This is a genomic window from Pseudomonas citronellolis, assembly GCF_029335315.1.
Taxonomy (GTDB): domain Bacteria; phylum Pseudomonadota; class Gammaproteobacteria; order Pseudomonadales; family Pseudomonadaceae; genus Pseudomonas; species Pseudomonas citronellolis_A.
In genome coordinates this window covers 23093-44182 of the sequence record NZ_JARJLT010000080.1, presented here as the reverse complement: position 1 = coordinate 44182, position 21090 = coordinate 23093, and the positions used below count along the sequence as shown (strand labels likewise).

The window sequence follows — 21090 nt, the reverse complement described above, 5'->3', positions numbered from 1 at the left end:
ACCCACTGGCTGACCGTGCGCCCGAACCTGCAATACGTGAAGCATCCCGGCGGGGTCTACGAGGTGGACAACGCCCTGGTCGCCGGCCTGAAGGTCCAGTCCAGCTTCTGAGCCGGCCAGCCATCCAGCCATAGAATAAAAGCCCCGGCCAGGTCCCGGGGCAGGGAGCAGGAACCCCAGCATGCCCTTGCGTTTTCGCCCGCTCAGCCTCGCCCTGACCTTGCAGCCGCCGTTGCTGCTCTGGGGCCTGGGCGTCGCCCCCCTGGTTTTCGGTGAAGACAGCGCCGTGCCCGCCGATGAAGTCTTCGCGCCCTTGGTGGTCACCGGCACCTACGCGCCGGTGTCCAGCTTCGACCTGCCGTTCTCCATCGACACCGTGCAGCAACCGCAGATCAGCGACGGCCAGCTCGGCGTGAACCTCTCCGAGGTGCTGCCGCGGGTACCCGGCCTGGTGGTGCAGAACCGCCAGAACTACGCCCAGGACCTGCAGATATCCTCGCGCGGCTACGGCGCGCGCTCGGCTTTCGGGATTCGCGGGCTGAAGCTGCTCAGCGACGGCATCCCGGCCAGCACCCCGGACGGCCAGGGCCAGGCGGCGACCCTCAACCTCGACGTGGCCGAGCGCATCGAAGTCCTGCGCGGCCCGGCCTCGACCCTCTACGGCAGCAACGCCGGCGGGGTCATCCAGATGTTCAGCCGCGACGGCGCGGGCCCGCCGAAAGTGGGCGCGGAAACCACCTTCGGCAGCGACGGCTTCAACAAGAACCACCTCTACGCCGAGGGCGGCAACGACAAGGCCGGCTTCCTCCTCGATGCCTCGCGCCTGGACACCGACGGCTACCGCGACCACAGCGCCGCGCGCCGCGATCAGACCTTCGCCAAGCTCAACCTCAAGCCCGACGACGACAGCCGCCTGGCGCTGATCTTCAGCAGCCTGGAACAGAACGACACCCAGGACCCGCTGGGCCAGACCTGGGCCGCCTATAAGCACGACCCGCGCTCGGTGGCGCCGGCGGCCGAGACCTACGACACGCGCAAGAGCATCGACCACCAGCAGGTGGGCATGAACTACGAGCGCTACTTCGGCGACGCCACCTTGCAGTTCAACCTGTACGCCGGCCAGCGCAGCGTCATCCAGTACCTGTCGATCCCCAAGGGCGTGGTCTCCAACACCCAGCGCGGCGGCGGCGTGGTGGACTTCGACCGCGAATTCCACGGCGGCACCCTGCGCTGGATCCAGCCGGTGCAGGGCGTGCCCGGCGAGCTGACCATCACCACCGGGGTGGACTACGACCAGAGCCGCGACGACCGCCACGGCTACCAGAACTACAGCGGCGACCAGCTGGGCGTGAAGGGCGAACTGCGCCGCGACGAGGACGACATCGCCACCAGCCTCGACCCCTACGTGCAGGCGCGCTGGGAACTGGGCGACTGGACCTTCGACGCCGGCCTGCGCCACAGCAGCATGAAGATGGAAGTGGACGACCACTACCTGGCCAACGGCGACTCCAGCGGCTCGAAGAAATACCAGCAGACCACCCCGTCGCTGTCGGTGATGTACGCCTTCACCCCCGAGCTGCACGGCTACGTCAGCGCCGGCAAGGGCTTCGAGACCCCGACCCAGGCCGAGATGGCCTACGCGCCGGGCCTGGTGGAAAGCTTCAACTTCGGCCTCGACCCGGCCACCAGCACCCAGTACGAACTGGGCCTGAAGGCCAAGGTCGGCGGCAGCACGCGGATCAACGCGGCGGTCTTCGAGATTCGCACCGACGACGAGATCGTCGTCGCCAGCTCCACCGATGGCCGCACCAGCTACCAGAACGCCGGCAAGACCCTGCGTCGCGGCTTCGAGCTGGGCGTGCAGAGCCAGCTCAACGAACAGTGGGACGCGACCCTCGCCTACACCCGCCTGGAGGCTACCTACGACGAGGACTTCGTCGAGAGCGGCAGCACCATCGACAAGGGCAACCACCTGCCCGGCGTGCCCGGCAGCAGCCTCTACGGCGAGCTGGTGTGGAAGCCGCGCCAGGACATCAGCATGGGCTTCGAAGGGCAGTACCGCAGCAAGGTCTATGTTGAAGACAGCAACGAGGCCAAGCCGGCGCCCAGCTACGCCGTATTCAACTGGCGCACGCGCTTCGAACAGCACTACGGCCCCTGGACCTTCCACCAACTGGTGCGCCTGGACAACCTGCTGGACCGCCAGTACGTCGGCTCGGTCATCGTCGGCGACAGTAACGGCCGCTATTACGAAGCCGCGCCAGGGCGTTCCTGGTACACCGGCGCCGGCCTCGAATACCAGTTCTGAACCCATGCAGTACCCGCTCACTGAAATACCGAAGGAGAACCTCTATGAGCACTGAAGGTGCGTTTGGCAGGTCACGCCTGCTGCCGAGCCTGCTCGGCGTCTTGCTGCTGCTGATGGGCCTGGCCCTGCTGGCCGGCGGCATCAAGCTGCTGAGCCTGGGCGGCTCGCTCTACTACCTGGTGGCCGGCGTCGTGCTGCTCGCCACCGGCGCGCTGCTGCTGCTCGGCCGCGCCGCCGCCATCGGCCTCTACGCCCTGTTCCTGCTGGGCAGCACCCTGTGGGCCTGGTACGAAGTGGGCCTGGACTGGTGGCAACTGGTGCCGCGCCTGGCGCTGTGGTTCGTCATCGGCCTGGCCCTGCTGCTGCCCTGGCTGCGTCGCCCGCTGCTGAGCGCCGGCCCCGCGCCCAAGGCCACCGCGCTGCTGGGCCTGGCCGTGGTGCTGGCCGGCGGCACCGCCCTGGCTTCGCAGTTCACCAACCCCGGACGCATCGACGGGCGCCTCGACCGCGCCAGCGCCGGCGTGCCCAACGCTGCCCCGGCGCAACCGGATGGCGACTGGCAGCACTACGGGCGCACCGCCTTCGGCGACCGCTACTCGCCGCTCAGCCAGATCAACCCGGACAACGTCCACCAGCTGAAGCTGGCCTGGACCTTCCGCACCGGCGACATCCCCGGCCCGAACGACCCGGGCGAGACCACCGCGGAAAACACCCCGCTGAAGGTCAACGGCATGCTCTACGTGTGCACCCCGCACAGCCAGGTGATTGCCGTCGACCCGGACACCGGCAAGGAAATCTGGCGCTTCGATCCCAAGCTGAGCACGCAGAACGCGGCCAATTTCAAGGGCTGGGCGCACATGACCTGCCGTGGCGTGGCCTACCATGACGAGGCCGCCTACGCCGCCAAGGCCGCCGACGGCACCCCCGTCGCCAGCCCGGCGCCGGCCGCCGGCAGCTGCCCGAAACGCCTGTTCGTGCCCACCGCCGACACCCGCCTGATCGCCCTCGACGCCGACACCGGCAAGGTCTGCGAAGGCTTCGGCAACAAGGGCGAGATCGACCTGCGCGCCAACATCGGCAGCTTCACCGCCGGTGGCTACTACTCCACCTCGCCGCCGGCCGTGACCCGCGACCTGGTGATCATCGGCGGCCACGTCACCGACAACGTCTCCACCGACGAGCCCTCCGGCGTGGTCCGCGCCTACGACGTGCGCGACGGCCACCTGGTGTGGAACTGGGACAGCGGCAAGCCCGACGCCACCGCGCCGATCGCCGCCGACCAGCACTACACCCGCAACTCGCCGAACATGTGGTCGGTGGCCAGCGTCGACGAGAAGCTCGGCCTGGTCTACCTGCCCATGGGCAACCAGATGCCCGACCAGTGGGGCGGCAACCGCACCCCCGAGGCCGAGAAGTTCAGCGCCGGCGTCACCGCGCTCGACCTCGCCACCGGCAAGGTGCGCTGGACCCACCAGTTCACCCACCATGACCTGTGGGACATGGACGTCGGCGGCCAGCCGACCCTGGTCGACCTGAACACCGCCGACGGCATCAAGCCGGCGCTGCTGGCCTCGACCAAGCAGGGCAGCATCTACGTGCTCGACCGTCGCAACGGCGAGGCCATCGTGCCGATCCACGAGACCCCGGTGCCGCAAGGCGCGGTGGAAGGCGACCACACCGCGCCGACCCAGCCGATGTCCGAACTCAACTTCATGCCCACCACCCTGCGCGAGAAGGACATGTGGGGCGTGACGCCGTTCGACCAGATGCTCTGCCGCCTGGACTTCAAGTCGCTGCGCTACGACGGCATCTACACCCCGCCGTCGGTGCAGGGCTCGCTGGTGTTCCCGGGCAACTTCGGGGTGTTCGACTGGGGCGGCGTGTCGGTCGACCCGGTGCGCCAGATCCTGTTCGTCAACCCCGACTACATGGCCTTCAAATCCACCCTGGTACCCCGTGAAGCGGTCGCCGGCGGCCCGGCCCGCAAGAGCGAGACCGAAGGCGTGCAGCCCAACGCCGGCGCGCCCTACGGTGTGATCATGGCGCCCTTCCTGTCGGCCATCGGCCTGCCCTGCCAGGCCCCGGCCTGGGGCTACGTGGCGGCGGTCGACCTGACCACCCACAAGGTGATCTGGAAGCACAAGAACGGCACCGTGCGGGACAGCTCGCCGGTCCCGCTGCCGCTGACCATGGGCGTACCCAGCCTCGGCGGCAGCATCACCACCGCCAGCGGCCTGGGCTTCCTCAGCGGCACCCTGGACCAGTACCTGCGCGCCTACGACCTGCGCGACGGCAAGGTCCTCTGGGAAGGCCGCCTGCCGGCCGGCGCCCAGACCACGCCGATGACCTACACCGGCAAGGACGGCAAGCAGTACGTGCTGGTCATGGCCGGCGGCCACGGCTCCCTCGGCACCCGCCAGGGCGACTACGTGATGGCCTTCGCGCTGCCGGACTGACAGCGCTGCCGCCGGGGGGGACGCATGCCCCCCCGGTGGTGATCGTCAGCGCCGCAACGAAAACGCCCGTGGAGTGATCCACGGGCGTTTTCGTTTGGCTGGCCTTCGCCACGGCGGATAACGCTGCGCGTTATTCGCCCTACACGAAACCCGACCTTGGCGTAGGGCGAATAACCGTTCGCGGTTATCCGCCGCAGGTTGTCGCCACTCTGAACTCCCCGTTCCGACAGTATGGGGCGCAAACGGCGGATAACGCTGCGCGTTATTCGCCCTACACGAAACCCGGCCCTGGCGTAGGGCGAATAACCGTTCGCGGTTATCCGCCGCCGGCCTCACCGTCGTTCGGCTGCCTGTACTTCCAACGCCGGGTCCCCGGCCCAGTCCGCTGGATAGATGCCTTCGGCAACCGCCCGGTGAAACGTGGAGTACGGCCAATCCCTGACTGCCCTGACCAGCCCATGCTTCAACGGATTGACGTGGATGTAGTCGAAGTGCCGCTGATAGTCGGTGTCGTTGCGAATCAGGTGTTCCCAGTAGCGCGCCTGCCAGATTCCACGCTGGCCGCGCTGGCGTTGCGCCGTGGAGAGAGGCTCTCCTGGCGGAATGTGACGGGCGAACCCGGCCTTGATGACCTTCCAGCGCGTGGCGTAGTCGGCGTCGCCAGCCGGCAGGGTCAGCAGGCAGTGCATGTGCTCAGGCAGCACGACCCAGGCATCGATCCGGAAGGGATGTCGGCGCCCGGTTCTGGCGACGACCCGACGCAGCAGTTCGATTTCGCGGACCAGCAGGTCGGAATGGCGATCACGCAGCGTGACGGTGAAGAAATAGGTACCGCCGGGTATCCAGGCACGTCGGTAGTTGGGCATCGAAAACGCTCCCTGTGCTCGATCGACCGACAGGGTAACTGCCCAGGCCGGCGGATAACGCTGCGCGTTATTCGCCCTACACAAAACTCAGCCCTGGCGTAGGGCGAATAACCGTTCGCGGTTATCCGCCGCAGGTCGCCACTACGCCGAACTTGCAGGTTCGGACGGATGGGGCGCAAACGGCGGATAACGCTGCGCGTTATTCGCCCTACACGAAACCCAACCTTGACGTAGGGCGAATAACCGTTCGCGGTTATCCGCCGTTGTCGCTCGTGGCAGGCTCAACCTTCCACCCGGTTCCGCCCCCCTTCCTTGGCCCGGTACAGGTTCCCATCCGCCACCTTGAGCAGCGCCTCGACGTTCTCCACGGTGTGCGCGGAGGTGCTCGCCACGCCGATGCTCACCGTCACCACCCCGCGCAGGCTGCGCTCGTGAGGCAGGGCGGTGGCCTCGACGTTGCGGCGGATGTTCTCCGCCACCGTGCGCGCGCCGGCCAGGTCGCAGTTGGGCAGGAGCACCACGAACTCCTCGCCGCCGTAGCGCGCCGCGCCGTCTTCCTCGCGCCGGCAGCCCAGGCCTATCTGCCGGGCGACGGCAGCCAGGGCGGTGTCGCCCATGGGGTGGCCGTAGTGGTCGTTGTAGGCCTTGAACTGGTCGATATCCAGCATCAGCACTGCCAGCTCGCCGCCGCCGCGCACGTGGCGGCTCCACTCCTGGCGGGCCTTCTCGTCGAACCAGCGGCGGTTGCGCAGGCCGGTCAGGGCGTCGGTGCTGGCCTCGGTGCGCAGCAGGCTTTCCGCGTCGTCGCGCGAACGCAGCTGGTTGCGCAGGCGGTAGGCCAGCACCACGGTGGCGAGGTTGAAGAGGATCAGCATCGTGCTGGTGACCGTGCTGCGCGCCAGCCAGGCCTGGAACACTGTCTTGCGCGCGCGCTCCACGCTCACCACCGCCGGGTAGTCGCCGACGCGCCGGTAGCCATGCCAGTAGGGCTGCATGTGCTGGGTGGCGTCGTGCACGTACTGGCCCTGGCCGCTGGCGACGAACGCCTTGAACGCCTGGCGCTCGCCTTCGGTGCGCGGGCGCGGGGTGTTGGGCCATTGCGCCAGCGGCGTGCCGTCCAGCAGGCGCACCGACACCACGTCGCCCTCGGCCATGTCCAGGCCCTGGACGAAATCGTTGAGCCGGCGCAGGTCCTTGATCGCCGCGACCACGCCGACGAAGTGCCCGTCCTTGTCCAGCAGGCTGCGGCTGAGCGCGATGCTGAGCCCGGCGTTGCCGTAGGACGGCATGAACGGATGGCTCAGGTGCAGGCCGTAATCGCCCTGGGCGTGCACGCGGAAGTACTCGCGCATGGACAGGTCGCTCTGGCTTTCGCCCTCGTGGTTGAGGTCGGCGAGCAGGTGGCCCCGGGCGTCGGTGATGATGAGGTTGCCCATGTCCGGCGAGCCGGCCGCGTGGCCGTACACCAGGGCGCCGAGCAGCGGCCCGCTCATGCCGGCGCCGACCGGCGTGGCGATCACGTTGGAAATGGTCTGCAGGGTCTGCGCGTGCACGTCCAGGTCGCGGTGGAACTCGCGCTCGACCAGCAGCAGGATGTTGTTGCCGCTGGCGTTGGCGATGTCCAGGGCGTCGCGGCGCATGGTCAGCAGCTGCCAGCCGGCGATCAGCGAAACGCCGAAGGCCAGCAGCATCATGACCACGAAGAACCGAGTGGGATTGAGCATCTGAATCCTCCCGCCAAAAGCTCATGAAACGGTGGGTTCGTTCAGAATTCTCCCGGCCTCGCGGCCAGCCTTCCATGACAATCGAAGCCACTCGGGCCAACCCTTGCCATAGGTCAGGCAGGTTTCCGGAAAACCCTGCGCAAGCGCCGCTCAAGCGTTTCGGGAGGTTTCAGTGGCGCCTCAGCGCCAGCGTGCCTCGGTCGCCAGGCCGAGCAGTTCGCGCAGCCCGCCGATGCCCAGCTTGCGGTACAGGCGCTTGACGTAGGTGGCCGCGCTGGAGGGTTGCACACCCAGTTGTTCGGCCAGGGCGGCGCTGTCGGCGCCGGTCAGCATCAGGCGCAGCAGGGTACGTTCGCGCAGGGTCAGGCCGGGGTGCTCGGCGGCCACGCGTTCGGCCAGCAGCAGCGGCGTTTCATTGGCCTGCAGCCAGGCCTGGTAGTGCAAGCGCACGGCCTGGGTGAGCAGCGGCGCCAGGGTTTCCAGGTAGTCCATCTCGCGTGGCGAGAAGTGGCCGTGCTCGCGGCCGCGGTAGAAGTTCAGCGACAGCCAGCGTTCGTTCTCGCACTGGGTGAGCAGCGCCACGCGCTCGCTGATGCGTGGTTGCTCGTAGCAGACGCGGCGGTACTCGGGGTGGGTGATGTCGTCGATCGACTGGCGCTGCACCATGATCCGCTCGGCGCCGCCGCGCCGGGCCATGGCCTGCTGGTTGCCGTCCTGGCTGTAGAAGCGTTCGGCGTAGTTGTGCGAGATGCGCGGCAGCGCCACTTCCCGCGCGCGGTCGGCGAAGGAGAACACCTGCGGGTTGCGTCGCGGCGCGTAGGCGAAGATGGTGCACTGCGCCAGCGGCACGCCGGGGCCGATCAGTTGCAGCAGGTCGGCGGCGAGCAGGCGCGCGCGGTTCTCGCCGACGCGGGCGAACAGGCTGGCGGCGTGGCCGATGTTCAGGCTGTGCTCGACGCGGCCGGCGCGCAGGGGCCAATAGTGCATCGCGACATCCCTCCGGGGGCGGGTGGTTCGACGGCGGACGGCCACTGTAGCACCCCGGCCGGCGACGTTGCCGACCGGGATCGGCGTGGCTCAGAGGTCCCGCCGGGCCGTCTCGGTCAGTTCGGCGAAGCGCGCGGCGTCGCCCAGTTCCTCGGCGGCGAGCAGCGCCAGCTTGACCAGCAGCAGCTCGCGCTGGCCCTGCGGTGCGCCGTCGAGGGCGTCGGCCAGGTGGTCGTAGAGGGTTTCCAGTTCGGCGATGGTCAGGTGGGGCATGGCGGACTCCTCAAGCGTTGCCCAGGGCGGTGTGGATGGCCTGGCGCAGCGCCACGGCGGGGTCGTCGAACGTCAGCCAGCGCGCGCAGACGTGCTGGTCCGGCCGCGCCAGGTAGGCGCTGCCGACCTGCGCGGCGTACTTTTCGCGCAGGTGGCCGCCGGGGTCGGCGAGGCTAAGGTCGGCGCCGCGCACAGGAGAGTGGCTGCCGATGGTCAGGAGGCGCAGCGGCACGCCGCTTTCGCGCAGGGCGTCGGCCTGGGCCAGCAGGGGCGCGGGGAGTTCGCCGGCGTCGGTGAAATACAGCAGGTGGAAGCTGGCGCCCAGGCGGTCGAACAGGAAGTCGTCCTCGCCGAGGCGCACGTTCGGCAGCGGCGCGCCCTTGCGCGGGCCACCGGTGAAGCGGGCGTCGTCGTCGTGCGCGCAGTTCAGCGGCGAGTCGGCGTAGTCGTGGGGACGCGAGGTGCGCCAGTGGAACAGTGGGCGCACGAACTCGTGGTTCAGCGACAGCGACAGCACGGCGTCGCGCAGCAGGCGCTGGCCCGCCGTGGGCGGGGTCATGAAGCGCGTGCTCTTGCCGGCCTCGGCGATGATCTCGCGTGCCGCGCCGACCCGCTCGTGGCTGTACGACGGCAACAGCCCCGGACCGCCCAGGCCCTTGAGCCGCAACGCCAGCTTCCAGGCCAGGCCGTTGCCGTCCTGGAAGCCGGTGTTGGCCCCGCGCACGCCGAAGATCGGCAGCAGGTGCGCGGCGTCGCCGGTGAAGATCACCCGCCCCTCGATGTAGTCAGGCAAGGTCAGCGCGCGGGCGGAATACACCGAGCACCAGTCCAGCTCCCAGGGCTGGCCAGCGGCGCCGACCAGGGCCAGCTGCGCGTCGATGCGCTCGCGCAGGGACTCCGCCGACAGCGCCTGTTCCGCCGATTCGCCGGCCGGCAACTGGTAGTCGATGCGCCAGATGTCGCCCGGCTCGCGGTGCATCAGCACGGTGTTGCCGGGGTTCCACGGCGGGTCGAAGAAGGCCAGGCGTTCGGTGGGCAGGTCGAGGCGGATGCGGATGTCGGCGATCACGAAGCGCCCCTCGTAGGCCGCGCCTTCGAGCTTCAGCCCGAGCAGAGCGCGCAACGTCGAGCGCGCGCCATCGGCGGCGATCACCCACTCGGCCTCCAGCGCATAGGCGCCGGCGGGGGTGTCCAGGCTCAGCCGCGCGTGGTCGCCGGCCTGCTCGATGGCGCTGACCTGGTTGCCCCAGCGCAGCTCGATCAGCGGGTTGGCCTGGGCGGCCTCCACCAGGAACTGCTCCAGGCACGGCTGCTGCAGGTTGGTCATGGGCGCGAAACGGTCGTCGGCGTCGTGCGGCGCCTCCATGCGGAACACCCGCTGGCCGCGGTAGAAGGAGTTGCCGCAGCGCCAGCCGAGGCCGGCCTCGACCACCCGCTCGGCGACGCCGACCTGCTGGAGGATTTCCAGCGAACGACGGGTGAAGACGATGGCGCGGCTGCCCTCGCTGACCTGCCGCTCGGCCTCCAGCACCACCGAGGGGATGCCGAAGCGGGCCAGGTCCAGGGCGGTGGCCAGGCCGATGGGCCCGGCGCCGACGATGGCCACGGCGTGGCGTTCGGCGGGCTTGGCGCCGACGCCGGCGGTGAAGGCGGGGAATACCTGGTAGTCGAAATACAGCGAGCGCCGGGGCTCGGTGGCGGGGCAGTGCATCGCAGCGCGTCTCCGGGATTATTGTGTTTGTAGGCGGATGCCGATCGGATTCGCCTTCGACTCTAATCCCCGCGCGCGGCGCGGATGTCCCCTGCAGGGGACAACTTGCCGGGATGAAAAAGCCCCGCGCTGGGCGGGGCTCTGCGGTTCAGCCGCGGCTCACTGGGCGGACGGCTCGCGCCAGTCCAGCAGGTGCTGCTTGAAGTCGTGGCTGGCGGCCTGGTAGTAGGCGATGGCGCGGGCGATCAGCGGGTCGCCGGCGGGGGCGTTGACCTCCACGCTGGCGCCCAGCGCCTGGTTGTGCCGGCGCAGGCCCTGGCGCGGGCTGAGGATCGCCAGGTCGGTGCCGTCGAATAGGCCCAGGTGCTGGTAGTTGCCGATCACCACGCGCGGCGGCAGGGCGTTTTCCGCCATCAGGTTGCGGCCGAAGAAGGTCGACTCGTAGCTCAGGTTCAGCATCGCCAGCAGGGTCGGGGCGAGGTCGAGCTGGCTGGCCAGCTCCGCGCGCTCGCCCACCGGCAGTTGCTTGGGCGCATAGATGAACAGCGGAATCTGGTAGTTCTCCACCGGCAGGTCTTCCTTGCCCGCGCTGCCGGCCGTGTGGTCGGCGACGAAGACGAAAATCGTGGAGTCGAACCAGGGCTTGGTGCGCGCGTTTTCGAGGAACTTGCCGATGGCGTAGTCGGTGTATTTCACCGCGCCGTCGCGACCCTTGCCCGAGGGGATGTCGATGCGCCCGTCGGGGTAGGTGTAGGGGCGGTGGTTGGAGGTGGTCATCAGCTGCAGGAAGAACGGCCGGCGCTTGCCGAAGTCTTCGTCGGCCACGCGCAGGGCCTGGTTGTAGAGGTCCTCGTCGGCCATGCCCCAGGCGTTCTTGAAGTGGATGTCTTCTTCTTTCACGCTGCTCTGGTCGACGATGCGGTAGCCGTTGCCGCCGAAGAAGGCGTTCATGTTGTCGAAGTAGCCGCGCCCGCCGTACATGAACACGGCGTCGTAGCCCTTGGCCTGGAGCTGCTGGCCGAGGCTGGCGAAGCCGCTCTCGCGGCCGATGCGCTTGACGATGGAGCGCCCCGGGGTGGGCGGAATCGACAGAGTGATGGCTTCCAGGCCGCGGTCGGTGCGGGTGCCGGTGGCGTAGAAATTGTTGAAGTACAGGCTGTTCTTGCGCAGCGCGTCGAGGTTCGGCGTGAGGTTGCGGCCGTCGCCGTTGCTGCCCAGGTACTTGGCGCTGAGGCTCTCGATGGTCACCAGCACCACGTTGAGCGCGCGCGGCTCGCCGGGGTTGCTGATGGCGCGGCGGATGTCCATCGGGTCGCTGCCGAGGAAGCGCGCGTTGGGCTCGGCCAGCTCGGCGCGAATCTGCCTGGCCACGGTTTCCGCCGGCAGGGTCGCGTAGAACTGCTGGTAGTCCAGCTCGTTGTTACGGAAGGCGGCGAAGAACTGGTAGGGGCCGTTGCTCGACAGCTCGCGCAGGTAGGTGTTGCCACCCTGGCCGCGCGGGCGGTCCTGGTCCACCGCCAGCAGCGCGACCAGCGCCACGCCGAGCAGCAGCACCATCCGCGCCAGCCGATGGCGCAGCGCCGGTACGGGCGCTGCGCAAATGCGTGCGAGCGTGCGTTGCAGGCCCAGGGTGACCGCCAGCGTCGCCACCGCGAGGATGCTCAGCAGCAGGCCGATGGGGTAGGACTCGAGAATGTTGTTCAGCACCTCGTCGGAGTACACCAGGTAATCCACCGCGATGAAGTTGAAGCGCACGCCGAACTCGTCCCAGAACAGCCACTCCGCCACGGCGGTGAACAGCATCAGGTAGACGCTGACGAACAGCAGCGCCGACAGCAGCCAGCGCCAGGTCCGCGAGCGCCACACCCGCGCCGGCAGCACCAGCAGGAACAGCCCCAGCGGCAGCAGGGCGTAGGCCAGGAAACTCAGGTCGTAGAGGAAGCCGACGAAGAACATCGCCAGGTGTCCGACGCCCAGGTCGGCGAGGTGATCGGCCAGCAGCGCCACGCGGGTCAGCAGGAAAACGGCGAGCCACAGCAGCGTGGCCAGCGCCAGGAAGCGCATGGGCGCCGAACGGAAGAGAGGCATGTTTGTTCCTTGTAGGGGGCCGGGCCTGGGCGCTGCGTGATTCGAGCGGGGCCTGGTCGCGCGCACCCTACAAGGTCAAAGGGCAAGAAACTGTCAAAAGAACCTGAAGCGAAAGTGATCGGTCGAGAAGGGTGTGTAACAGGCTGTGACAGCAGGCTTGGCGCGGCAATCGCCGTAGCGCCGGAGCGGTGGATGGCTACCCGGGATTCCGGATGATGGCTTTGACGTAGCGGGAGGGGATTTGCACTTGCCGTATGGTTTCTGCCTTCCCAACGGACAGCGTCAGGGTTTCTCCCAGCGACCAGATGACCTGCACGTCTTTGAACGTGCAGTTGTCGTCGAGTGGCAGGACAACCGGAGCCTTCTTCCCGCAGTAGTCCGCGTCCAGAACGATTTCGCTGGCTGTGTACTGGCCCAGGCCCAACCCGCTCATGACTCGCTCGGGCATCGAGCTGAGTGCGCCGTTGTAGAAAGCGAGCACCAGGGCCAGGGGGATCGAAAAGCACAGGCAAGCCTTGAGCCCGCTGAACGCGGCCGGTGAAATGAAACCGATCAGCACGTTGACCAGAAGGCAGACGAGGACGACCGCCGGCAGCTGGAGGACCGAGGGCAGCCAATGTAGAGCCGGCGCAGAAGACATGACCAGCAACGCCACGGCATTCGCGGCCGAAAGGGCGAGGTAGCTGGACCACAGGTAATGCAGGAATGCCCACTTGGGGAGTTCGAATTGAACTTGCAGGGCGATGCCAAAAGCCAGCGACACCGGCACCGGCGTCATCAAGTACCAGGCAGGAATCGCTGAACCGACGGTAAGCAGCACCGCTGAAGTAATCAGCGAATGAATGGCGAAAGGTAGGATGAAGCAAAGCCACAACATCGCCCATGCATTTCTGTCGCGCTGCCCGTCGCTAAGCTGGGTATTTCTCAGGCGGTCTTTGTAGCGCTTGTCGTTGATGAACCATGAGACAAGAACAAGCCCAGGTGCCGCGACACCTGCGGTCATCAACGCAACGAAGACGAAACCGATCACCGCTGCCGAGAGCAACAGCGACGAGAATTGGAACAGGTCGAAACTGGGGTAGAAGTGATTGCGGAAGAAATAGCCGAGGAAGATGGCGAAGCCTACGACCGGGGGCAGCCATTTGATCAGGTGTTCGGCGTATTGCCTCACGTACTGCCCGGCACCATTGATGTAGCGATCAATAGGGTCGAGCTCTGCTGCCGCTTCCACGTGCTGTTCCATGCCTGGCCATCCCTGCGCTTGAATGCGGTTAATGGTAAGAGGCCATCATGTTCTCTGTCATCTCCAGGCGTTCCCGGCGATTCCACGATCGGCATCTAGACTCAGGAAGTCCGAGCCGTATCCTGCGGATTCCCCCGGAGAGCTTCCCCATGAAAGGTCTTCCCCAACTCTTGCCCGTACTGGCGGTGGGCGCCGCGCTGTCGGGCTGCATGAGCGATCAGGAGTTCCTCGCTTCCAACCAGCAGGCCGCCCTCAACGCCACCGAATCGCGGGCCAAGTTCGAGCTCAACTGCCAGCAGGTGAATACCAGCGTCCTGACCAGCAAGGTCACCCACACCCGCTTCGGCTACCAGCGCACCGAATACACCATCGGCGCGCGCGGCTGCGGCCGACAGGCGACCTACATCACCTATTGCCTAGAATCCACCAACTGCAACGCCATCAGCGACACCGCACGCGTCGGCACACAATGACCCCGCGTAGGGCGGATAACCGTTCGCGGTTATCCGCCGTAGCCCCGGTTGTCCCCCACATCCAGGCGGGTTCGGCGCGGGGCGTTGGCGGCGGATAACGCTGGGGCGTTATTCGCCCTACGGGGGCCCGGCGCCATCGGCGACACCGCGCGCATCGGCGGGCAATGACCCCGCGTAGGGCGGATAACCGTTCGCGGTTATCCGCCGTTGCTCCGGTTGTCTCCCACATCCAGGCGGGTTCGGCGCGGGGCGTTGGCGGCGGATAACGCTGGGGCGTTATTCGCCCTACGGGGCCCGGCGCCATCGGCGACACCGCGCGCATCGGCGGGCAATGACCCCGCGTAGGGCGGATAACCGTTCGCGGTTATCCGCCGTTGCCCCGGTTGTCTCCCACCTCCAGGCGAGTTCGGCGCAAGGCGCGGATCGCTTGGTTCAGAAGTGAACGGCGAACTGCAGCGCGGTGAACAGGTTCAGGTCGTTGTCCTCGGCCTGGCTGCCGCCCTGGGCGAAGCTCTTCTGCGGGTCGTACAGGCCGAGCACCGGGGTGACCTGCAGGTAGCTCGTCGCCGCCCAGTCGGCGTACAGGTCCAGTTCCTGGCCGTCGAGGTCGAAGGTGCCGTGCCTGTGCAGGGTGCTGAAGTCGAAGAACAGCGCGCCCAGGGTCAGGTCCTCGCGCGGGCGGAGCTTCAGGCCCAGGTGCTGGATCACCGCGTTGTTGTTGTACGGCCCGGCGAAGTTGCCGGCCACCTCGCCCTGCACCCAGGTGCCGTAGCCGCGGTTGAAGCCGAAGAACAGCGCGTCGTAGCCCTCGGAAAAGCGGCTGTAGCGGTAGCTCAGGGTGGGTTGCCAGGGCGTGTCGGCGAAGGCGTAGCTGGCTTCGCCGTACCAGGCGTTCTCGCTGTCGCGCCGGCGATCCTCGTAGGCGTATTCGAAGGCTAGCGTCAGGTTCTCCAGCAGCCCGGCGCGCACGCCGCGCAGGCTGTACACGTTCATGCCGTCGCGCTGCGAGGCCAGCGGGTTGGCGACGTCGGTGTAGCGCTTGTCCACGTCCTGCACGTGGATGTAGGTCAGGCCCAGGGTCTGCTCCGGCGCCACGTGTTCCAGGGTGCCGATGGCCAGTTCGCTGTTGCCCTGGAAGCGGTTGTCGGACTTCAGCCAGATGGCGTCGCCGCGCCAGCCCTGGGCGCCGCCCAGGCGCAGCACGGCGGTCTGGTCGAAGGCGTGGCGCGCGCCCATGTAGTAGACCCCGCCACGGTTGAACTCGCCGCCGGCGAAGGCCTTGCCGGCGTTGACGTCGTCGCCGTTGATCAGGAAACCGTCGCCGACGACGATGCGCTGGCGCCCGCCGGAAAGCTCCACGCCGTTTTCGCCCAGCGCCTCGAACAGCGTGCCGGAGCGCCAGGCGAGGTTGGCGTCCTCGATCTTGGTGGTGCGCTCCGAGCCGTCGGTGAGCCCGGTGGCGTCGCCGTCGCCCCACACGCCGGAACTGACGAAGGCGAAGGCGCCGCCGAGGCTGGAGCCGTTGTCCAGCCGGTACTGGCCGTCGACGCCGTACTTGAGGAAGCCCTCGCGCCAGGTCGAGCCGCCATCGGGCTCGTAGTAGTTGCGCTGGCTGCGCAGCGCGCCGAAGGCGGCGAGCAGGTTGCCGTTGAGGGTGCTCTTGCCGTCGTTGTAGAGCTCCACGGCGCTCGCCTGGAACGTGGCGCAGCCGAGCGCGAGCGAGGAAGCGGCGACGAAGCCGAAGGGGTGTTTCAGGGACTGGGAAATTCGCATGTTTTACCTGTTCATTTATTGTTCGAATGCGTTGGGCAGGTCAGTTGCGAGTGGCGGTGAAGCGCTGCGCGCGAGTGTTATTCCGCTGGCGTGAGGACGAGTTTCTCCGCACGGCTGGCGCAGCTCGATCAGCCGCCGAGGGAGTGTTTGTCGTTTCTATTGATGGTGGTGATACGGGCCGCCGCGAGCCATGCCGAGCGGACGGCGCACCCCGGTTGGCCAGGGGTGGCGGAGTATATTCACGGGTTTTTTCGCGCAACCATTCCCACTATGGGTTGCTCACTCGGGAGGGCGCACAGGCGCCATTTCCGGTGCGCGTCGGGCGAATAACCGTTCGCGGTTATCCGCCGTTGCCAACGGAACGCCAACGCCAGGTTCAACCGTGGCGCACGGGCCCAACGGCGGATAACGCGGAGCGTTATTCGCCCTACGGGTGTTCCCTGTTCGGCCGTGCGCACGTCGCCGCCAACACCTCGGTCGGCCCCGCAGGATGGCGTTGAGCGATTGCGCGGCGGCGTGGGTATCGCTGCGCTCAACGCCATCCTACGAACAGGTCCGGTGCCTAGCGGTTGGCGCTGGCGCTCACCTGGGGCCAGTGGTGGTAGGGCACCCAGAGCAGGCCTTGCCAGTGCAGCACCGTTAGCGCTTGGGTGGGGCCGTGGAGGGTTTCGCGGCGGGGTTGGCGGGTGTCGTGGCGGTGGCTGTCGCGCAGGGCGGGGATCACCTCGCGGGTGAGCCATTGGCGGATGCAGCGGTTTTCCGGGTGGAAGAAGTGGATCAGCGTGGCGTACACGGCGGATTCGCTGAGCAGCAGTTCGTCGTCGTATTCGCCGTTGCCGTCGCGCAGCCAGGCGCGGCGGTGCTGGTCGTCGTCCAGGTTGCGCAGCACGCGCTCTTCCAGGCTCGCCACGCCCATCAGCCGGCCCAGGTCACGGGCGCAGAACCAGCATTGGTCTTCCAGCAGCAGGGCGCGCAGCTGGCGCTTGTGGCGGGTGAACAGGGTGGGGATCAGCACCTCTTCAGACATGGCGCGCCTCCGGGGTGGAGGGGGACGAGGGCAGGTACGGCGAAGCGCCTTCGGGCTGAAGGCTGGGGGTGATAGGCATATCCATTACCTCTACGTGATGTGGCCAGCTTTCTTAGGGCTGGGGTGCCGGGAGCTAAGAAACCCCACGTAGAGGGCCGGACGTATTTCCCTTTCGGGTCTTGTATTAGCCCACTCCCGACGTCGCAGAGGTTTTTTGAGGACGAGAAAATCCCGCAGGCTCAAAAAAGCCGCTTAGCTTTCGGGAGCGGTCAGGCCGCTACGTGACAGGCGTTTCTTAGGCGCCGAGCAAGAGGTTAGGGGGTTGGCGATAAAGGGTCAATGCTTTGTTTTTCGCCTGTTTGTAGATGATTTTTTCGGAAACGTTAGTCTTCGTTGAAGTTAAGTATTAGTTGCCTGAATGAAAGTGTTGCTCCATCTTGCTCTAAGGTTCTGCTGGCAATTTCAAAGCGCTCTCTGATTTCAAGGTGTTCTAATTCTTTTATTCGCTTGAATAGGGAGAATATTGCGCTCTCGATTATTGTGCTTCCATAGCTGGAAAGTTCGTATTGTTTTATTTGCTTTAAAGAATAAAAGGTTGTGCTATTTGCAAGGAATTCAGCCGTGCTTTGGGTTATGCTTCTTGCGTCTTTGGCGCAAAGGTGCCTGAAAACCCTAGTTGTTGCGCCTAGTGGGTTGGGGTTCTCTCGTAGAACGATATCCATTTGTCGTTCTTTGAGTGAGTCCAAATAGTTTGGTGCGCATATTATTTTTCTGGTGTCCCAATTCATTAGGACTGCATCCCAGTTAAGAATGGTAGTTTTGGTCAGGGATGAAATTCCGGTAAACTCAATTAATCCTTTTCTAATTGCCCAGGTTTCTTGGGCGCTCCATATGTCAATTGGCCATCCAGATACCTCAAGTCTAAAGCCGCCAAATTTGTTAAGTTTTGCGCCTATAGAATTAAGGTATTCTTTGCAGCTTGGCCAATCTCCATCTACTACAATATCTATATCTGAATTAAACCCATTCCTGCCAAATAGGGCTAGGTCTCTAATTACACCGCCAAACAGATATATTTCACTGTTAGGTAGGGTCTCGGAGATATGGTTGAGAAGATCGGTTGGAGACTTGTGCGAGCCCCCCTTTCTTTGGGGGGTAGTCGAATTTAGTTCAAGAGAAAGCTGGGCGCTCAGTTTTGAGCGCCTCGGGCGAATTTCAAATAGGCGTTCGATTCTGCTCTTTAGGTTCTCGAACGATCCTACCGTTTTTAGTTTATGGCCTGCCATTCTCAAGTGATTTAAATTCGTCGTGTTTTTTAATCAGATATGATTCCGTCATCCCTGAAAGGGCATCACAGATTAACTGCGCCTTTGCGTAGTTTGAGCTGGGCAGCTTTCCGGACTCCAATGAGTCATTATAGACTCTTCTGTAGTTCTCGGAGATCGCTCCAAATACATATCGACCGAATGGATGGATTCTGTTGTCTCCATTAGATACGGCAGTCCAAAGCATGCTCATCATGTTTTTTATATAGTTGCTGCCTTGGAGTTCCAGTTTTAGGACATCCTTGTGTTGGAAGCCATACTTGAAGTCAAAATCCTTAGTGGCGTGGCATAGTGCCCCGCAAGCCGAATTTTTTATTATTTCGAATCCTGGAGCTATTTTTCCGGACATAATGTCTTCGCTTTTCTCTACGAAAACACTGGTCGCAGCAGATATCATTTCGTGAATTGCCTTGACCCGAAACATTTGCATGGAAATATCATTCAACTCACGAGAGCTGAGTTTGGACTCTTTGAACTCTAGGTTCTTCTTCTTTGAGGCGGTAATTACTCTTTGGGTGACTTCATCTTGCACGCAGTTACTTTCGAGGTGATCAATTAGGTCGTAGAAAGAGGCATAACCTTTCTTTACAGTGTCTTCTGCGTCGATTACTGAATATGCGATGTCGTCGCATGCTTCCATTATATAGGCTAGCGGGTGGCGGATTCCGGAGTTGAGTCCCGTGTGCTCCCATACTTCTGCGGCAATATCTCGCTCGCTTTGGAATATACCGAATTTTTTGAAGCCACCCTTGTCAGTAGCACCATATATACTGGGATATTTTATTAGTGCAGCTAGAGTGCTGAGTGTTAGATTGAGGCCGTACTGGTCGTTTAGAACCTGAAGTCTTGTTAAAAGCCTGAAGGTTTGTGCATTTCCGTCAAATTGAAGGAAATCAATGTCGAATGACTCTTCTTTCTCGGAAAACCACTGCTGCATGGCAAGCTCTCCTTGGTGCCCGAAAGGCGGATTGCCAAGGTCGTGAGCGAGACCTACTGCTGCGAGTAGTGATGGAACGTTCCTCTTTACACCAAGCTCCTCGTGATTTTTGCCGAAAACCTCTTCCGCATGTTCGAATGCCAGTCGGACACCAATGCTACGTGCTAGGTTACTAACTTCGTGAGAGTGGGTTAGCCGGGTTCTAACGGAGTCGTTCTCTTCCATGGGAAAAACTTGAGTTTTGTCCGCAAGTCTGCGCGTTGGGGTCGCGAATAAGATTCTGTCATAGTCGCGCTCGAGCTCAGTTCTTCCCGCACCAGTTCCAATAGTTTCTTTGGACTCATGTAGTTCTTTGCGGCGGATAGGATTCAGCAGTTTTTCCCAGCTCAGCATACTCGGTGTCCTTCTCTTGGCTTTGCTCTAGCTCAGTCCATGCAGTTGAAGAAAGCCCCGCACTAGGCGGGGCTTTTGTCTTTCTAATCACCGCCCCAAAATTCCATTTCGAGTATCAGCGTTTCTAATGGTCTTGACTTGCTGCTTTGCTACTACTTCCGTCAGTCCCAGCTCAGCGCGCCGCCGGTCTGGTACTCGATCACGCGGGTCTCGAAGAAGTTCTTTTCCTTCTTCAGGTCCATGATTTCGCTCATCCACGGGAACGGGTTGCTGGTGCCCGGGTATTCTTCCTTCAGGCCGATCTGGGTCAGGCGGCGGTTGGCGATGAACTTGAGGTAGTCCTCCATCATCGCGGCGTTCATGCCCAGGACGCCGCGCGGCATGGTGTCGCGTGCGTATTCGATTTCCAGCTGGGTGCCCTGCAGGATCATCTGCGTGGCTTCGTCCTTCATCTGGGCATCCCACAGGTGCGGGTTCTCGATCTTGATCTGGTTGATCACGTCGATGCCGAAGTTCAGGTGCATGGATTCGTCGCGCAGGATGTACTGGAACTGCTCGGCGGTGCCGGTCATCTTGTTGCGGCGGCCCATGGAGAGGATCTGGGTGAAGCCGCAGTAGAAGAAGATGCCTTCGAGTACGCAGTAGTAGGCGATCAGGTTGCGCAGGAACTGGCGGTCGGTTTCCGGGGTGCCGGTTTCGAACTTCGGATCGGAAATCGAGCGGGTGTACTTCAGGCCCCAGGACGCTTTCTTCGCGACGCTCGGGATCTCGTGGTACATGTTGAAGATTTCACCCTCGTCCATGCCCAGCGACTCGATGCAGTACTGGTAGGCGTGGGTGTGGATGGCTTCCTCGAAGGCCTGGCGCAGGATGTACTGGCGGCATTCGGGGTTGGTGATCAGGCGGTATACGGCCAGCACCAGGTTGTTCGCCACCAGGGAGTCGGCGGTGGAGAAGAAGCCGAGGTTGCGCATGACGATGCGGCGCTCGTCTTCGCTGAGGCCGTCCTTGCTCTTCCACAGAGCGATGTCGGCGTTCATGTTCACTTCCTGCGGCATCCAGTGGTTGGCGCAACCATCCAGATACTTCTGCCAGGCCCAGTCGTACTTGAAGGGTACGAGCTGGTTGAGGTCGGCGCGGGCGTTGATCATCTGCTTGTCGCCGACCTGTACGCGGGCGGCGGAGCCTTCCAGATCGTCCAGGCCTTCCTGGATGTCCAGGGCGTCCAGGGCCTTCTTGGCGCGGGCCACGGCGTCGGAGTCGCTGGCGGAAACGGCGCGGGCCTCTTCCACGGAGCCGGCGGCCTCGTCATCGAGCTTGTCGGCGGCCTGGCTGGCGGCCTGGGCTACGGCCGGGGCGGCTTTGGCCTCGGTGGGGTCTTCCTTGTCGAATTCGTCCCAGCTGAGCATCGTTTCCTCTCCTGGTCTGGTGGGCCGGTCTGTGCCGGCCTGGGTGTCTGGGGGCGTGGTGTGCACGCTAAAGCCTGGGTGCTTCTTCCTGCCTCGG

General features: G+C 64.5%; 16 protein-coding genes. 4 read left to right on the top strand and 12 right to left on the bottom strand.

The window, feature by feature from the left end; translation table 11 throughout:
• The 3 genes from P3W75_RS07180 to P3W75_RS07170 all read left to right on the top strand — a co-directional run.
• The coding region (locus P3W75_RS07180; protein WP_276226678.1) for a carbohydrate porin at window positions 1-111 on the top strand (111 nt) is incomplete at its 5' end.
• A gap of 70 nt (window positions 112-181) precedes the next feature.
• Complete coding sequence (locus tag P3W75_RS07175; RefSeq protein WP_276226676.1) at window positions 182-2308, top strand: TonB-dependent receptor family protein; 2127 nt, start codon at window positions 182-184, stop codon at window positions 2306-2308.
• A 44-nt stretch (window positions 2309-2352) separates the two neighbouring features.
• A complete protein-coding gene (locus P3W75_RS07170; RefSeq protein WP_276226675.1) occupies window positions 2353-4764 on the top strand; it encodes a glucose/quinate/shikimate family membrane-bound PQQ-dependent dehydrogenase in 2412 nt (803 codons plus the stop codon).
• 332 nt (window positions 4765-5096) lie between these two features.
• On the opposite strand, the gene P3W75_RS07165 is transcribed toward P3W75_RS07170, so the two are convergent.
• From P3W75_RS07165 to P3W75_RS07135, 7 genes are all read right to left on the bottom strand, one after another.
• Window positions 5097-5630, bottom strand: coding sequence for an REP-associated tyrosine transposase (locus P3W75_RS07165; RefSeq protein WP_276226674.1), 534 nt, complete (start codon window positions 5628-5630; stop codon window positions 5097-5099).
• Window positions 5631-5911: 281 nt separating this feature from the next.
• A complete protein-coding gene (locus P3W75_RS07160; protein ID WP_276226673.1) occupies window positions 5912-7354 on the bottom strand; it encodes a GGDEF domain-containing protein in 1443 nt (480 codons plus the stop codon).
• Between the two features lie 180 nt (window positions 7355-7534).
• Window positions 7535-8341: a helix-turn-helix transcriptional regulator gene (locus tag P3W75_RS07155; RefSeq protein ID WP_276226672.1), complete on the bottom strand. Its 807-nt coding sequence runs from the start codon at window positions 8339-8341 to the stop codon at window positions 7535-7537.
• Window positions 8342-8431: 90 nt separating this feature from the next.
• The gene (locus P3W75_RS07150; protein WP_276226671.1) at window positions 8432-8614 is read right to left on the bottom strand and encodes a DUF2783 domain-containing protein; all 183 of its coding nucleotides are present in this window, start codon (window positions 8612-8614) and stop codon (window positions 8432-8434) included.
• A 10-nt stretch (window positions 8615-8624) separates the two neighbouring features.
• Entirely contained in the window at window positions 8625-10325 is a 1701-nt protein-coding gene (locus P3W75_RS07145) for an FAD-dependent monooxygenase (protein WP_276226670.1), read from the bottom strand.
• Between the two features lie 159 nt (window positions 10326-10484).
• Window positions 10485-12413 carry an LTA synthase family protein gene (locus P3W75_RS07140; protein WP_276226669.1) on the bottom strand — a complete coding sequence of 643 codons (1929 nt, stop codon included), beginning with the start codon at window positions 12411-12413 and terminating at the stop codon, window positions 10485-10487.
• A 196-nt stretch (window positions 12414-12609) separates the two neighbouring features.
• On the bottom strand, window positions 12610-13656 hold the full coding sequence (locus tag P3W75_RS07135; protein WP_276226668.1) for a hypothetical protein: 1047 nt from the start codon (window positions 13654-13656) through the stop codon (window positions 12610-12612).
• Window positions 13657-13805: 149 nt separating this feature from the next.
• Between P3W75_RS07135 and P3W75_RS07130 the strand changes: the two genes are divergently transcribed.
• Window positions 13806-14129: a hypothetical protein gene (locus P3W75_RS07130; RefSeq protein WP_276226667.1), complete on the top strand. Its 324-nt coding sequence runs from the start codon at window positions 13806-13808 to the stop codon at window positions 14127-14129.
• A gap of 432 nt (window positions 14130-14561) precedes the next feature.
• Here the strand turns inward: P3W75_RS07130 and P3W75_RS07125 are convergent, their stop codons facing one another.
• The 5 genes from P3W75_RS07125 to P3W75_RS07105 all read right to left on the bottom strand — a co-directional run bounded on the left by P3W75_RS07125 (window position 14562) and on the right by P3W75_RS07105 (window position 20993).
• Window positions 14562-15902: a hypothetical protein gene (locus tag P3W75_RS07125; protein ID WP_276226666.1), complete on the bottom strand. Its 1341-nt coding sequence runs from the start codon at window positions 15900-15902 to the stop codon at window positions 14562-14564.
• A 562-nt stretch (window positions 15903-16464) separates the two neighbouring features.
• A complete protein-coding gene (locus tag P3W75_RS07120; RefSeq protein WP_276226665.1) occupies window positions 16465-16929 on the bottom strand; it encodes a BRO-N domain-containing protein in 465 nt (154 codons plus the stop codon).
• A 383-nt stretch (window positions 16930-17312) separates the two neighbouring features.
• On the bottom strand, window positions 17313-18215 hold the full coding sequence (locus P3W75_RS07115; RefSeq protein WP_276226664.1) for a hypothetical protein: 903 nt from the start codon (window positions 18213-18215) through the stop codon (window positions 17313-17315).
• On the bottom strand, window positions 18202-19584 hold the full coding sequence (locus P3W75_RS07110; RefSeq protein WP_276226663.1) for a deoxyguanosinetriphosphate triphosphohydrolase family protein: 1383 nt from the start codon (window positions 19582-19584) through the stop codon (window positions 18202-18204). Before P3W75_RS07110 ends, P3W75_RS07115 begins: the two co-directional genes overlap by 14 nt.
• A gap of 161 nt (window positions 19585-19745) precedes the next feature.
• Entirely contained in the window at window positions 19746-20993 is a 1248-nt protein-coding gene (locus tag P3W75_RS07105) for a ribonucleotide-diphosphate reductase subunit beta (RefSeq protein ID WP_276226662.1), read from the bottom strand.
• Between the last annotated feature and the right edge of the window lie 97 nt (window positions 20994-21090).